This is a genomic window from Brevundimonas sp. UBA2416 (assembly GCF_002343105.1).
In the GTDB taxonomy this organism is placed as follows: domain Bacteria; phylum Pseudomonadota; class Alphaproteobacteria; order Caulobacterales; family Caulobacteraceae; genus Brevundimonas.
This window is the reverse complement of the sequence record NZ_DDRM01000042.1, coordinates 38,364-52,858: the sequence shown is the minus strand read 5'-3', so window position 1 is coordinate 52,858 and position 14,495 is coordinate 38,364. Positions and strand designations below refer to the sequence as shown.

Sequence of the window (14,495 nt, the reverse complement as noted above, 5' to 3'; positions counted from 1 at the left end):
CGGAGCGGAAACGCTCCGGCCCCTTTCCTTTGGCTGTCGCTGCAAACAGGACGCGGGGCTGCTGCACGGGCCGCCGTCCGCAACATGAAAACTTTTTAGAGTAAATCTCCAAGTAACCACGCCCACCCACGCAGCTTTAACCGTTATCGGCGAAAACAGTCCTGCGTTTGGGGGTCAAGCGGGCTACCGGCTCCCCCCGTATCAACAGCTCGCTTCACCCCGTCCAAAGGAAAATCCAATGACCAAGTTTGTTTCGAAGTTCATGTCCGACGAGTCGGGCGCCACCGCCATCGAGTACGGCCTGATCGCCGCGCTTATCGCCGTCGTCATCATCTCGGCCGTGACGGCCCTGGGCACGACCATCAAGACCAAGTTCAACGCCGTCGTCACCGGCATGGGCGGCACCGCCGGCGCCTAAGCGCCGACGACAGTCCTGAAACCGGCGAGGGGCCGGAGCGGAAACGCTCCGGCCCCTCTGCTGTTTGCGCCCTAGGCCGGGCCTTTGTGGGCAAGCTTTCGGTAAGGATGATCGTGCGCTTCAGCTTAACTGTGGGCGCCGCATGGTGAGGATGTTCAGGGGGTCAGGCGGTTGACCGGCTCCCCCCGCCAGTCACCAGCAACCCCTCGGGAGGAAAATCCAATGACCAAGTTTGTTTCGAAATTCATGTCCGACGAGTCGGGCGCCACGGCCATTGAATATGGCCTGATCGCCGCGCTTATCGCCGTCGTCATCATCTCGGCCGTGACGGCCCTGGGCACGACCATCAAGACCAAGTTCAATGATGTCGTGACCGGCATGGGCGGCACCGCCGGCGCCTAAGCGCCGACGACAGTCCTGAAACCGACAGGAGGCCGGAGCGGAAACGCTCCGGCCTCTTTCGTTTGCGCCAGAGGCTTTATGGCAACCGGGTTTTAACCGTCGGCAGGTCACAAGGGGGAATGGACACCATCACCCTGATCCTTCTTGGCGTCATGCCGGCGCTCGCCATCGTCGCGGGCCTCAAGGACCTGACGTCGATGAAGATCCCGAACTGGATCTCCGGCCTTCTGATCCTCGCCTTTTTCCCCGCCGCCCTCGCGGTCGGCCTCGATCCGATGACGGTAGCCGTCAATCTTGGCGTCGCGGCTCTCGCCCTGGTCGTCGGAGCCGGCATGTTCGCCCTGCGCTGGATCGGCGGGGGCGACGCCAAGCTGATGGCCGCGACCTGCCTTTGGCTGGGCGCCACCGGCTCGGGCATGTTCCTGCTGTGGACCGGCGTGATGGGTGGGCTGTTCTGTCTGGTCCTGTTGTTCGCGCGGTTTCATTCGCGCCCCTATCTGCTGGGCGCGCCCGGATGGGTGGTGCAGCTGATGGAGCCCCGCGGCGACATTCCCTACGGCGTGGCCATCGCCGCCGGAGCCTTGATGGCCTATCCGGCCTCGCCGCTGCTCGCCGCCTTCATCGCGGGATAGTCAGGTTCGGCCACCACTTAGGTCCGCGTTAACCCGCACCCGGCATGGTCGTTAACGGTAGGGGGCCGAAGGACCGATTCAGGGGTCCGGCCCGGCCTGCCGGAGACCGTCGATGAAGCCCGCCCGTATCATCGTGATCTGCGTCGCCGCCGTGGCCGCCATCGGCCTGGCCCTGGTCGTGCGCGCCATGGGATCGCCCTCGAATTCGCCGACCGCCGTCGCCGCCGCCGCCGCCGTCCCGGAGCGGCCCATGGCCAAGGTGCTGGTTGCGGCCAAGGATCTTCAGCCCGGACAGCGGCTGACTGAAGCGGATCTCGCCTGGAAAGACTGGCCCGTTGACGAGGTCAATCCGGCCTTCATCACCGACGGCACGACGCCTCTACCCTCCGCCGAGGCGGCTGAGGGCGCCGTCCCGGCCGCCGCGCGCCCCGAAGGGGCGGTGGCCTCGGTCACCCGCGCCGCCACGAATCTGACCACTGGCGGCGCCAAGGCGGACTATGTCGGCTCGGTGGTGCGTGAACCGATCCTGGCCGGAGAGCCGATCGTCGGCCGCAAGATCGTCCGCGCCGGGGACAGCGGCTATATGGCTGCCTATCTGGAGCCCGGCATGCGGGCCATGGCCATCCGCGTCACGGTCGAGACCGCCGCGGGCGGTTTCATCCTGCCCGGCGACCGGGTCGATGTCCTGCTCACCCGTGAGACCACCCTCAGCAACATGGGCGCCCAGGAAGGCGACCGGTCCAAATTCGCCTCCTCGACCGTGATGCAGAACATCAAGGTTCTGGCCATCGACCAGTCGACCCGGGCTGGCGACGACGAACAGGCTGTCGTCGGCGCCACCGCCACTCTAGAGGTCGGCCCTCGCGACGCTGAAGCCCTGGCCCTGGCCAAGTCCGAGGGCGAGCTGAGCCTGGTGTTGCGCTCCTACGCCGACACCGGCGGCCCTTCCGGGCGGGTCGCGCCGGTCGCCCGCCAATCCTCCGCCATCCGCGTCTATCGCGGCGGCGCGCCCGAAGTGGTGGTGGTCCAATGAAGCATCTGATCGCGATCGCTCTCGTCGGCCTGACGGTCGCCGCCGTCGCGCCCGCCGGGCCGACAGAGGCCCAGGCCCAGTCCCGCGCCGCCGTCCCGATGGGCGCCGGCGCCCAGCTGATCAATCTGCCGCGCGGCTCCTCGATGGCCATCGATCTGCCGTCCGACGCCCGCGACGTCATCGTGCCGAACCCGATGGTCGCGGAGGCCATGCTGCACTCGCCGCGCCGCATCACCATCATCGGCCTGCAGCCCGGTGAAACCGATGCCGTGGTTCTGGACACGGCCGGCCGCACCATCCTGTCGCTGCGCATCCGCGTCGACGCCGGCGTCTCGGCGCTCCAGGACACCCTGGGCCGGGTCATGCCGGGGTCGCAGGTCCGCGCCGAGGCCGTCAACGACAGCATCATCCTGACAGGTCCTGTCAGCAGCCCTGGCGAAGCCGACCGCGCGGCCCAGGTGGCGCGCGCCTTCGTCTCGGCCCCCGAAAAGGTCATCAACATGATGACCATCGCCGGTTCCGATCAGGTCATGGTCAGGGCCCGCGTCATCGAGGTCCAGCGCACCGCGATCAAACAGCTGGGTCTGGACGTCAACGGCGTCCTCAGCAGCGTCGGCGACGGCCTGACCTTCGCCCAGGGCGCCACCTTTGGCGTGTCGGGCAGCCAGCTGGGCGGGGGCGTGCTCAATTATCTCGACCAGGCCGGCGACGGCAGCCGGCTCAGCACCAACATCCGCGCTTTCGAGCGCGCCGGCCTGGTCCGTATCCTGGCCGAACCGAACGTGACCGCGGTCAACGGCGAGAACGCCGAGTTCCTCGCTGGCGGCGAATTCCCCGTCCCGAACGGGCGCAGCGTCGACGCCACCACGGGCCAGGTCACCATCGGCATCGAGTTCAAACCCTATGGCGTGCGTCTGGGCTTCCGTCCGATCGTCCTGTCCGAGGGCCGTATCTCGTTGCAACTGTCGACCGAGGTTTCCGAACTGACCACGGCCGGCGCCTACACCCTCGGCGGCACCGCCGACGACGCCCTGGTCATCCCCGCCCTGAACGTGCGGCGCGCCTCGACCACCGTCGAACTGCCTTCGGGCGGATCCATGATGATCGCCGGCCTGCTCCGCGAGGACACCCGCCAGAACATCGACCAGCTTCCCGGCATCGGCAACCTGCCGGTCCTGGGGGCCCTGTTCCGTTCGCGCGACTATCTGTCGGGCGAGACCGAACTGGTCATCATCCTGGAGGCCTACATCGTCTCGCCGACCTCGCCCGGACGGCTGCAGACGCCGGCCGACGGCCTGGTCATCGCCAGCGACGCCCAGACCCTGTTGTTCGGCCAGCTGAACCAGCAGTTCCGCCGGCCGGGCGATCCCGCCGCTCCCGACAGCGGCTGGAGCGGCCCCGTGGGCTATGTGATCGAATGAGGAACTCCGTGAAACGCGCCCTCGTCTCCACCGCCGCCGTCCTCGCCGCGGCCTTCGCCCTGTCGGGCTGCGCCTCCACCATGGGCGGCGACGCCTCCGCGCCGATGACGCCCCTTTCGCGCTATTCCCTCCAGGTCGAGCCGGGCCTGGATCGTATCGCCCTGGCCGTCCACGATCAGGGCCTGTCCTCGAACCAGCAAGTCGCCCTCCGCGGTCTGGCGGCGCGCTACGGCGCGTCGGCGGCGGGCCATGTCCGGATCGAGTCGCCCTCGGGCGACGATCCGGTCGCGGTCCAGCAGGCCTATGCCGTCCGCTCCTTCCTCCAGGCCGCCGGGATTCCTGAAGACCGCATCCAGATGGCCGCCTACGCCGCGCCAGATCCGCGGGCGCCGGTTCTGGCCGGGTTCGAGACCCTCCGGGCGTCCATTCCCGACTGCGCGGCCGAGGCCCGCAACATGGGCACCCGGTTTTCCAACCAGAGCTCGGGCGGCTTCGGTTGCGCCGTGACCGCCAATATGGCGGCGCAGATCGCCGACCCCCGCGACATTCTCGGCGCGCGCCCGATGACGCCCGCCGATTCCGGCCGCGCGGCGGTCGTGTTCGACAACTATCGCCGCGGTCAGATCAGTTCGACGCCGCAGGAACCCCTGGTGAACGGCCGCATCTCCGGGGCTGTGGAATAGCGTGACATGAGCAACGCCTTCGCGCCCCGGCCATTTGACGAGTTTGACGACGAGTTCGATCTCGACGCGGGCTACACCGCGCCCGGCGCCGCCATGCCGGCCGAAACCCATGTCGATCCGGAGACCTGTGAGGAGGTCATCGTCGACCAACGGCCGGCCCTGCAGTTCACCGCGCCCACCGCGCCGGCGCCGGCCGTCCAGCCCGTGCTCGAACACCTGTCCGACGAAACGTCCCTCCAGGGCGCCGGCTTCAATCCCGTCGGTGAACTGGTCGCCGGCGCCACGGCGGCCTTTTCGCCCATGACCGTGGGCGGTGGCCACACCGCCGAGGTGTCGGTTCCGCGCATTGCAATCCATGTCTTCGCCGAGCGGCAGGACACCCTGGCCGCTGCCGAGCGCGCCGGTCAGGACCGTCGGCTGTCGCGGGCGACGACCCAGATTCGCGTCGGCGGCGTCGCCGCTGCGGTCGAGGCCTATCGTCACGAGCCGACCCCGCCGTTGATCGTGGTCGAATGCATGAAGGACCCGCAGACGCTGCTGTGGGAAGTCGATCAGCTGGCCGAGGTCTGTGACGCAGGCACCAAGGTCGTGGTCGTCGGCGCCACCAACGATATCCTGCTGTTCCGCGAGCTGATGCGGCGCGGGGTCAGCGAGTATCTGGTCGCGCCGCTGCAGCCGCTGCAGCTGATCTCGGCCATCGGCGGCCTGTTCGCCGACCCGGCCCAGCCCTTCGTTGGCCGGTCGATCGCCTTCGTCGGCGCGCGCGGCGGCACCGGCTCCAGCTCGGTCGCCCACAACACCGCCTGGGCGATGAGCGAGCGAATCGGCGCCAATACCGTCATCGTCGACTACGACCTGCCGTTCGGCACCGCCGGCCTGGATTTCAATCAGGATCCGCTGAGCGGCGTCGCAGACGCGCTGAGCCAGCCCGACCGGCTCGACCCCGTTCTGCTGGACCGGATGATGGTCCGTTGCACCGACAAGCTCAGCCTGTTCGCCGCGCCGGCGACCCTCGACGTCGACTGGGACATCTCTCCGGAAGCGTTCGAGGAGGTGACGACCCAGATCCGCTCGACCGCGCCCTTTGTGGTGCTCGACCTGCCGCACCTTTGGTCCGGCTGGATGCGCCGCACCCTGATCGCCGCCGACGAGGTGGTCATTGTGGCGACGCCCGATCTGGCCAGCCTGCGCAACGCCAAGAACATGATCGACCTGATCAAACAGGGCCGGCCGAATGACGCGCCGCCGCGGCTGGTGCTCAACCAGGTCGGCGTCCCCGGACGTCCGGAAATTCCGGCCAAGGACTTCGGCGCGGCCCTGGGCGTTCACCCCAGCCTGATCATTCCGTTCGAGCCCAAGGTCTTCGGGGCCGCCGCCAACAACGGCCAGATGATCCTCGACGCCGGCGGCAAGTCCAAATCCGGCGAGGCCTTCCAGACCCTGGCCCAGATCGTCTCGCGTCGCGAACTGCCGCTGATCGCCGGGCCGAAGGGCAAGGCGGGCAAGGGCGAGGGCAAGTCCCTGTTCTCCGGCCTGTTCAAGAAGAAGTCTTGACGCGTGTTCGGCAAGCGCACAGGTCAGCCCGGCCAGGTCGCAACCGCTCCGCGGCCCGCGCCTGAAGCCGCGCCGGTCGCGCAGCCGTCGCCCGGCATTCAGGTTGAGGCCTTCGCTTTCGGCGGCGAGCCGGACGCCGATCAGCAGCAGACCGCAGCCCGCAAGGCGGAATCCTACGCCGCCAAGCCCGCCTCTCCGGCGGCGGATCGCCTGGACGCGCTGGCGTCGCGGCCCCGGCCGGAAGCCGAGCCGGCGCCCGCCCGGAACGCGCCCGGCCCCAAGGCCACGCCCGGCTTCGAGCAGCTGAAGAAGGCCCAGGCCGTCGCGGAGATCGTTCGCGAGCAGTCGGACTACTACCACGCCACCAAGACGACGATCTTCAACGCCCTGATGAACACCATCGACCTGGCCCAGCTGGCCCAGCTCGATACCAAGGCGGCGTCCGAGGAAATCCGCGACATCGTCGCCGAACTGGTGGCGATCAAGAACGTCTCCATGTCGGTCGCCGAGCAGGAGCATCTGGTCCAGGACATCGTCAACGACGTCCTCGGCTATGGCCCGCTGGAGCCGCTGCTGGCGCGCGACGACATCGCCGACATCATGGTCAATGGCGCCGGCCGGGTGTTCATCGAGGTCGGCGGCAAGGTCCAGCTGACCAATGTCCGCTTCCGCGACAACAACCAGCTGATGAACATCTGCCAGCGGATCGTGAGCCAGGTCGGCCGCCGCGTGGACGAGAGCTCGCCCATCTGCGACGCCCGCCTGCCCGACGGCAGCCGCGTCAACGTCATCGCCCCGCCGCTGGCCATCGACGGCCCGACGCTGACGATCCGGAAGTTCAAGAAAGACAAGCTGACGATGAAGAATCTGGTGGAGTATTCCTCCATCAGTCCCGAGGGTGCGCGCGTGCTTGGCGTCATCGGCGCCTCGCGCTGCAATCTGGTCATCTCGGGCGGCACGGGCTCCGGCAAGACGACCCTGCTGAACACCCTGACCGCCTTCATCGACCCGACTGAACGCGTCATCACCTGCGAGGACGCCGCCGAACTGCAGCTGCAGCAGCCGCATGTGGTGCGTCTGGAAACCCGCCCGCCCAACCTCGAGGGCCAGGGCATGATCACCATGCGCGATCTGGTGAAGAACTGCCTGCGCATGCGTCCCGAGCGGATCATCGTCGGCGAGGTCCGCGGCCCCGAGGCCTTCGACCTGCTGCAGGCCATGAACACCGGCCACGACGGCTCCATGGGCACACTGCATGCCAACAGCCCGCGTGAAGCGATCAGCCGGATGGAGTCGATGATCACCATGGGCGGCTACGGCCTGCCCTCGAAGACGATCCGCGAGATGATCGTCGGTTCGGTCGACGTCATCATCCAGGCCGCCCGCCTCCGTGATGGCAGCCGTCGGATCACCCACATCACCGAGGTGGTCGGGCTGGAGGGCGACGTGATCGTCACCCAGGACCTGTTCGTCTACGAGATCACCGGCGAGGACGAGAACGGCAAGATCATCGGCCGGCACCGGTCGACCGGCATCGCCCGTCCCCGCTTCTGGGACCGCGCCCGCTACTACGGGCTGGAGCGCGAGCTGGCCGAAGCCCTCGACGCGGCGGAGTAGGGCGGATGCTTCCGATCCTCGCCGCGGTTCTGGCGTTCATAACGGTCGGTGGACTGGGCTGGGCCCTGGTCGGCGGCGGCGATTCCAGCGAGGCGGCGGTCAAGCGCGCCCAGACATTCGGCGGCCCCAAGCAGAACAACGCCGCAGCCAGGAAGGCGGCCGCGGCCAATACGCCCGAGGCGCGCCGCAAACAGATCATGCAGCAGCTCCAGGAATCGGAGCGGGCCGAGCGCAAGGCGCGGATCAGTCTTGCCGCCAAACTGAAGCAGGCCGGACTGGCCACCAAGGTCTCGACCTTCTGGATTATCAGCGGCGTGCTGGGCGTGATCGCCTTCCTGTTTCCGCTGCTGTTCGGGCTCAACATCCTGATCGGTCTGGGCGCGGCCGTCGTCTTCGGCCTGGGCTTTCCGCGCTGGGTCGTCGGCTTCCTCGGCAAGCGGCGGATGAAGAAATTCTCCGGCCATTTCGCCGACGCCGTCGATGTCATCGTACGCGGCATCAAGTCCGGCCTGCCGGTTCACGACTGTTTCAAGATCATCGCCCGCGAGAGCCCGGCGCCTCTCGGCCCCGAGTTCCAGAAGCTGGTCGAAGGCCTCGGCGTGGGCCTGACGCTCGCCCAGGCGCTGGACAGGATGTACGAGCGGATGCCGACGCCGGAGCTGAAATTCTTCTCCATCGTCATCGCCATCCAGCAGAAGACCGGCGGCAACCTGGCCGAGGCGCTGAACAATCTTTCGGTCGTGCTGCGCGCCCGCAAGATGATGGGCGAGAAGATCAAGGCCCTGTCGTCCGAGGCGACGGCGTCCGCGGGGATCATCGGCTCGCTGCCGCCCGCGGTGATGATCCTCGTCAGCCTGACGACGCCCGCCTACATGGCCAAGCTTTTCACTGATCCGAGGGGCCAGTTCATGCTGCTGATCGCCGTGGCGATGATGGCCTTCGGCGTCTTCGTGATGAAGAAAATGATCGCGTTCAAGTTCTAGGGAACGGCTGGGTCCAATGGTCGAGTTTTTCACCAACGCGCAGAACCTGCTGAGCCTCGGCGTGGGCGTGCTGGTGTTCGCCACCCTGGTGACCTTGCTCGGCTCGTTCGGCGGCGGCGCCAAGCTGGAAGGGCGGTTGAAGGCCGTGTCGGTGCGGCGCGAAGAGCTCAAGCGGCGCTCGCGTCAGGCTATCGCCGCCCAGAACAGCGGCCCCCAGGCGCTTCGCCATTCGGACGAGGGTTTCAAGAAGCGCGTCGTCGAGCGGCTGAACCTGACCAAGCTGCTGGAAGATCCCAAGGTCGCCGAGAAGATGGCCCAGGCCGGCTATCGCGGACCCAAGCCGCTGACGACCTTCTATTTCTTCCGCTTCTCGATGCCGTTCGTCTTCCTCGGGGTGGCGGTGTTCTACCTGTTCATTTTCAACGATTTCGGCCTGCCCGTCATGACCCGGCTGACGGCCTGCATGTTCGCGGCGGTGATCGGGTTCTATGCGCCGAACATCTTTCTCTCGAACCGCATTTCAAAGCGGCGCGCCTCGATCATGCAGGCGTTTCCGGACGCGCTCGACCTGCTGCTGATCTGCGTTGAGGCCGGCATGTCGATCGAGGCGGCGATCCAGAAGGTCAGTCAGGAGATCGGCGGCTCGTCCATCGACCTCGCCGAGGAACTGACCCTGCTGTCGGCCGAGCTCAGCTATCTGCCGGACCGCCGCATGGCCTATGAGGGCCTCGCCAAACGGACCAACCATCCGGGCGTGAAGTCCGTCGCCACAGCCATGACCCAGGCCGAGACCTATGGCACCCCGCTGGGCACCGCGCTTCGCACCATGGCCAAGGAAAACCGTGAAATGCGTCTGTCGGCGGCCGAGAAGAAGGCGGCGGCCCTGCCGGCCAAACTGACCGTGCCGATGATCCTGTTCTTCCTGCCGGTGCTGTTCATCGTCATTCTGACCCCGGCCATCATCAGCATCCAGGACACGATGGCGGCCGGCGCCGCGGGCGGCTGATTCAGGCTTCGGCGGCGGCCTTCCAGGCGTCGGCGACGGCGTCGACCGCCTGGCGCAGATGCCTGCGGTGCTTGTCAAAATACATCTCGCCCCGCAGGCCCGAGAAGATGAAGCCATTGGCGACGATGCAGCTGTTCGGCTGTTCGAGTTGCTCGATCTCGAAATAGCGCAGCGAGCGGAACCACAGGCCGCGGCTCTCGGCCCAGACAAGCTGTGAATACGGCTGCCAGTCGCCGACGCGGGTGGCGGCGCGGCGCTCCGGCAGGCCCTCGATCTGCTCGGTCAGTTCGATACCGGCGCCGAAGGCGATCGTCCCCTCGAGGCCGGTCTCGACCGGATTCCAGCGGTCCCAGCCCGGCAGATCCGCGATCAGTTCCCAGATCTGGTCAGGGGTGGCGCGCACGCCGATGCGGCGCTCGATACGGGCGATTTCCATGGCCTCGATCTGCCACGGCTTTGGGACCGGGAAAAGGCCCGACCGTCAGCGATTGCCTTCAGGGCCGGGCTGGGACGCGGGCGGGGTCTCGGGCGACGGCGTCTCGTCGCGGTCGGGCAGGTCCGGCGGACCGGCGCGCAGTCGCGGACTGATGAAACAAAGGGCGGTCGCGACGGCCAGCAGGACGGCATTGGCAATGAAGGGCGCGGGCTCGGCCAGCTCGTACAGGGCGACGCCGATCACCGGAGGCGCGAGGAAGCTCAGTCCGGCCAGCGACATCATCAGCCCGGCAATCGCCCCCTGCTCGTGCGGGCCCACTGACAGGGATGAGCCGGCCGTGAATCCGGGACGGGCGAAGCCCACGCCCATCGACACGACCGCATAGCCGACGACAACCCCGTAGTAGCCGGGGGCGGCAATGCTCATCAGGTTGCCGACCAGCGCCAGGGCCGCGCCCCAGCGCATCAGGTCCGCGGGCTGCAGCTTGAGCAGCGGTATCAACCCCCACTGCGCCATCAGGGTCGCGGCGGCGCCGGCCAGCATGGCGATGCCGATGAAGGGCTGGGCGTCGCGCACGGCGATGCCGGTGGCCGACAGCTCATCGATGATATGGAAGCCCAGCACCGAGATGTTGGCCGCCTGGGCGCCGGTGACGAACAGGCCGTAGAGCAGATAGCCGCGCACGCGCGGGTCCTTCCACAGGCCCTTGCCCGCGTCGCCGCGATGGCCGCTGGGCGAAGGGACGCGCACGACCTCCCCGCTGGGCAGTTTGCGCCAGACGACGACCAGCACGACCAGCCCGAACAGGGCGAAGGCGTACATGGGCCCCGCCAGACCGATCAGCGGCAGGACGAAGAACGGCGCCAGGGCCGGACCGATCACCGTGCCGAGTCCCTGGGCAGAGGCCAGCAGGGACATGGCCTGGGTCCGCTGTTCCGGCGTCGTGCGGTCGGCGACATAGGCCTGTGAGGCGATCGGGGCGGCGGAACCGAAGACGCCATAGATGGTCCGCGCCACGCCCATCAGGATGAAGGCCAGCCCGGCGCCCAGCCACTGTTCCAGCCCGGAGGTGGCGGCGAGGCCGAAGCCGCTCATGGACAGGATGAAGCCGCCCAGGCCGATCATCATCACCCGCTTGCGGCCGAGCCGGTCCGACAACCGGGCCCAGAAGGGCGAGGCGACCGTCCACATCAGGGCCGAGATGGCGAAGGCCCCGGCCACCAGCGTGTCCGACAGCCGGAACTCGCGCCCGATGGCCGGCAGCACCGACTGAAGCGCCATATTCCCCGCCGCCGCGATCAGGCTGACGGAGAAAAGGATGGCGAAGGCGGGAGAGCGCAGGTTCACCGGGGGAGTCTAGGCCTGTCCGCGGGGCGCGTCTCCCCCCTCGCCCTTGCCTAACCCGCTCCTGTCCGCGACGGTGACAGCCTCAGATTTCGGGGACCGCCATGACCATCCGCCGCCTGCTCGCCGTCTCCACCCTGTCGTTGGCGCTGTCCGCCGGCTTCGCTCACGCCCAGAGCCCGGTCGCCCTGGATCGGATCGAGGCGGCGGTCACCGCCGGCACGCCGCGCGTCGTCGCCTGGCGCCGCGACCTGCACGCCAACCCCGAACTGGGCTTCGCCGAGACCCGCACCGCCGCCCTCGTGGCCGAGCATCTGCGGGCGCTGGGCATGGAGGTCCGCACGGAGGTGGGCAAGACCGGCGTCGTCGGCGTGCTGCGCGGCGGCCGGCCCGGCGGGGTGGTGGCGCTGAGGGCCGACATGGACGCCCTGCCGGTGCTGGAGGCCACGGGCCTGCCCTTCGCCTCGACCGCGACCGGGACCTATATGGGCAATTCGGTGCCGGTGGCCCACGCCTGCGGCCATGACGCCCATGTGGCCATGCTGATGGGCGCCGCCGAGGTTCTGGCCGGGATGCGCGAGGACATCCCCGGGACCATCGTCTTCATCTTCCAGCCCGCCGAGGAAGGGGCGCCTCCGGGCGAGCCGCTGGGCGGAGCCCGGCTGATGATCCAGGAAGGCGCGCTGGCCAATCCGCGGCCCGACGCCATCTTCGGCCTGCACGTTGTGCCGGGCCGGCCCGGTTCGGTCTTCTACCGTCCCCGCGGATTCATGGCCGCCTCGGACCGGGTCGACATCACCCTGCACGGCCGCCAGACCCACGGCGCCTGGCCGTGGAAGGGCGTCGATGTCATCGCGGTGGCGTCCCAGATCGTCCAGACCATCAACACTCTGACGGCGCGGACCATCGACCCGACCACGACGCCGACGGTCTTCACCATCGCCACGATCGACGCGGGCGTGCGCTACAACATCATTCCCGAGGACGCGACGCTGTCCGGCACCTTGCGCACCTTCGACATCGCCCAGCGCGACGATCTCGTGCGCCGCGCCGGCATCGCCATCGACAATGTCGCGGAGACCTATGGCGCGACGGCCGAGTTCACGGTGCGCCAGAACGCGGCCCTGGTGTTCAACAATGAGGAACTGTCCGCCTGGCTGGCCCCGGTGCTGACCGAGGCGGCGGGCGCAGGCAACGTCAATCCGGCCACGCCACCGACGACCGTGGCCGAGGATTTCAGCTATCTGTCGCAGGAGGTGCCGGGCGTCTTCTACCACCTCGGCGGTTCCAAGGATGGGGTCGACCCGACCACCTCGCCGCCCAACCATTCGCCCGGCTTCGACGTCAATGAGGCCGTGCTGCCGCTCGGCGTCCGCACCCATGTGCTGAGCGCCATCCGGTTTCTGGAACGCGACTGACCCGTGGCCGACGAACTGGAAAAGTTGAAAGCGCGCCGGGTGACGGCCCTCTATCGCCTCGATCTGATCGGCAAGGGCGCCCGGCTGACGTATGAGGACGGCACGCCGGTCGACATGAAGTCGGAACGGGTCCGGCTGGAGGAGATGGTGGCCGACCTCGACCGCCGGATCGCGAGGCTGGAGGCCACGCTGCACTGAGGGGCGGTGGTGAGCCGCCTCACCCCCCTCCCGCTCATCCCCGCGAACGCGGGGATCCAGTTCTTTGGGTGATGGTTCGGTGCTGAAGGGGCTGTCCGCATGTCCGGAAACGCCGGCGTCACGCTGGACAGCACTGGGTCCCCGGGTTCGCGGGGATGGGCGGAAAATGGGACGTGATTCAAGCCCGCGCGAAATAGGTCCGGATCACGGTCCGATAGACGCCTGCCAGCGCCTCGATCTCGGCCACGGGCGCGCGCTCGTCGATCTGGTGCATGGTCTGGCCGACGAGCCCCAGCTCCAGCACGGGGCACATGGCGCGGATGAAGCGGGCGTCCGAGGTGCCGCCGGTGGTCGAGGCCTCGGGGCGGCGGCCGGTGGAGGCTTCGACCGCGTCCTGCACGCCGGTGACGAACGGTCCGGCCTGGGTCAGGAAGGCGTCGCCCGAATGCAGGTGTTCGAGTTCGATCCGCAGCCCGCTTTCGGCCTGGGCCTTGCCCGCCTCGGCGTTGAGCCAGGCCATCAGGGTCTCGCCCGTGTGGTTGGGGTTGAAGCGGATGTTCAGCCGGCCACGCGCCTCGGCCGGGATCAGATTGGTCGCCGTATTGCCGACATCGAGCGTGGTCAGCTCCAGATTGGACGGCTGGAAGGCCTCATAGCCTGCGTCGAGTTTGTGATCCGCGAGACGGGCGACCAGCCGGGCCAGCACCGGGACCGGATTGGCGGCCCGGTCCGGATAGGCCACGTGGCCCTGTTTGCCGTGGACGGTGATCCAGGTGTTGAGCGACCCACGCCGGCCGATCTTGATCATGTCGCCCAGGGCATGCTGCGAGGACGGCTCGCCGACCACGCAGGCGTCGATGACCTCGCCCTCGGCCATCAGGGCCTGGACCACCCGTTTGGTGCCGTGCAGGGCCGGGCCCTCCTCATCGCCGGTGATGAGGAAGGACAGGGAACCCGGAATCTCGCCCTCTGCCAGAGTGCGTGAGACCGCCGCGACCCAGGCCGCGATGCCGCCCTTCATGTCGACCGCGCCCCGGCCGTAGAGGATCCCGTCCTTCACCTCGGCCTCGAACGGCCCGGAGGACCAGGCCTCGGTCGAGCCGGTCGGCACTACATCGGTATGGCCCGCGAAACAGAGGTTCGGCGCCGCAGTCCCGCGCCGGGCGTAGAGGTTCTCGATGTTCTCGAAGGGCATGCGCCGGCAATGGAAGCCCAGCGCGGTCAGGGCGCGCTCCAGCACATCCATCGCGCCCTCGTCCGCGGGGGTGACCGAGGGCCTGCGGATCAGGTCGCGGGTCAGGGCGACAGGATCGATAACGGGAGTTGATGCGACGCTCATAAGGCTGTGCT

Annotated in this window: 15 protein-coding genes; 12 read left to right on the top strand and 3 right to left on the bottom strand. The window is 68.2% G+C overall.

What is annotated here, in order from left to right:
- Positions 1-238: 238 nt before the first annotated feature.
- The 10 genes from B3E43_RS13540 to B3E43_RS13495 all read left to right on the top strand — a co-directional run bounded on the left by B3E43_RS13540 (position 239) and on the right by B3E43_RS13495 (position 9,749).
- A complete protein-coding gene (locus B3E43_RS13540; protein ID WP_291833195.1) occupies positions 239-418 on the top strand; it encodes a Flp family type IVb pilin in 180 nt (59 codons plus the stop codon).
- A gap of 222 nt (positions 419-640) precedes the next feature.
- Entirely contained in the window at positions 641-820 is a 180-nt protein-coding gene (locus tag B3E43_RS13535; protein ID WP_291833203.1) for a Flp family type IVb pilin, read from the top strand.
- Positions 821-939: 119 nt separating this feature from the next.
- Positions 940-1,452, top strand: a complete 513-nt coding sequence (locus B3E43_RS13530) for an A24 family peptidase (RefSeq protein WP_292030359.1) — start codon at positions 940-942, stop codon at positions 1,450-1,452.
- 112 nt (positions 1,453-1,564) lie between these two features.
- Positions 1,565-2,485, top strand: coding sequence for a Flp pilus assembly protein CpaB (gene cpaB / locus B3E43_RS13525; protein ID WP_292030357.1), 921 nt, complete (start codon positions 1,565-1,567; stop codon positions 2,483-2,485).
- Positions 2,482-3,906 (top strand): type II and III secretion system protein family protein, encoded by a 1,425-nt coding sequence (locus B3E43_RS13520; protein ID WP_292030354.1) that lies wholly within the window; start codon positions 2,482-2,484, stop codon positions 3,904-3,906. The genes cpaB and B3E43_RS13520 overlap by 4 nt, the downstream gene beginning before the upstream one ends.
- Before the next feature lie 8 nt (positions 3,907-3,914).
- Positions 3,915-4,589, top strand: a complete 675-nt coding sequence (locus tag B3E43_RS13515) for a CpaD family pilus assembly protein (RefSeq protein ID WP_292030352.1) — start codon at positions 3,915-3,917, stop codon at positions 4,587-4,589.
- A 6-nt stretch (positions 4,590-4,595) separates the two neighbouring features.
- Positions 4,596-6,143, top strand: a complete 1,548-nt coding sequence (locus B3E43_RS13510) for an AAA family ATPase (RefSeq protein ID WP_292030349.1) — start codon at positions 4,596-4,598, stop codon at positions 6,141-6,143.
- Positions 6,144-6,146: 3 nt separating this feature from the next.
- Positions 6,147-7,760, top strand: coding sequence for a CpaF family protein (locus B3E43_RS13505; RefSeq protein ID WP_292030347.1), 1,614 nt, complete (start codon positions 6,147-6,149; stop codon positions 7,758-7,760).
- A 5-nt stretch (positions 7,761-7,765) separates the two neighbouring features.
- Positions 7,766-8,743, top strand: coding sequence for a type II secretion system F family protein (locus tag B3E43_RS13500; RefSeq protein ID WP_292030345.1), 978 nt, complete (start codon positions 7,766-7,768; stop codon positions 8,741-8,743).
- A 16-nt stretch (positions 8,744-8,759) separates the two neighbouring features.
- Positions 8,760-9,749, top strand: coding sequence for a type II secretion system F family protein (locus B3E43_RS13495; RefSeq protein ID WP_292030343.1), 990 nt, complete (start codon positions 8,760-8,762; stop codon positions 9,747-9,749).
- Between the two features lies 1 nt (position 9,750).
- Here the strand turns inward: B3E43_RS13495 and B3E43_RS13490 are convergent, their stop codons facing one another.
- Positions 9,751-10,185, bottom strand: a complete 435-nt coding sequence (locus B3E43_RS13490) for an SRPBCC domain-containing protein (RefSeq protein ID WP_292030342.1) — start codon at positions 10,183-10,185, stop codon at positions 9,751-9,753.
- Positions 10,186-10,230: 45 nt separating this feature from the next.
- Positions 10,231-11,532 (bottom strand): MFS transporter, encoded by a 1,302-nt coding sequence (locus B3E43_RS13485; RefSeq protein ID WP_292030340.1) that lies wholly within the window; start codon positions 11,530-11,532, stop codon positions 10,231-10,233.
- Between the two features lie 101 nt (positions 11,533-11,633).
- Here B3E43_RS13485 and B3E43_RS13480 point away from each other — a divergent pair, with 101 nt between their 5' ends.
- Both B3E43_RS13480 and B3E43_RS13475 read left to right on the top strand, forming a co-directional pair.
- Positions 11,634-12,947, top strand: a complete 1,314-nt coding sequence (locus B3E43_RS13480) for an amidohydrolase (protein ID WP_349677588.1) — start codon at positions 11,634-11,636, stop codon at positions 12,945-12,947.
- A 3-nt stretch (positions 12,948-12,950) separates the two neighbouring features.
- Positions 12,951-13,145 (top strand): hypothetical protein, encoded by a 195-nt coding sequence (locus B3E43_RS13475; RefSeq protein WP_292030338.1) that lies wholly within the window; start codon positions 12,951-12,953, stop codon positions 13,143-13,145.
- Positions 13,146-13,323: 178 nt separating this feature from the next.
- On the opposite strand, the gene dapE is transcribed toward B3E43_RS13475, so the two are convergent.
- Positions 13,324-14,484, bottom strand: a complete 1,161-nt coding sequence (gene dapE / locus B3E43_RS13470) for a succinyl-diaminopimelate desuccinylase (RefSeq protein WP_292030337.1) — start codon at positions 14,482-14,484, stop codon at positions 13,324-13,326.
- Between the last annotated feature and the right edge of the window lie 11 nt (positions 14,485-14,495).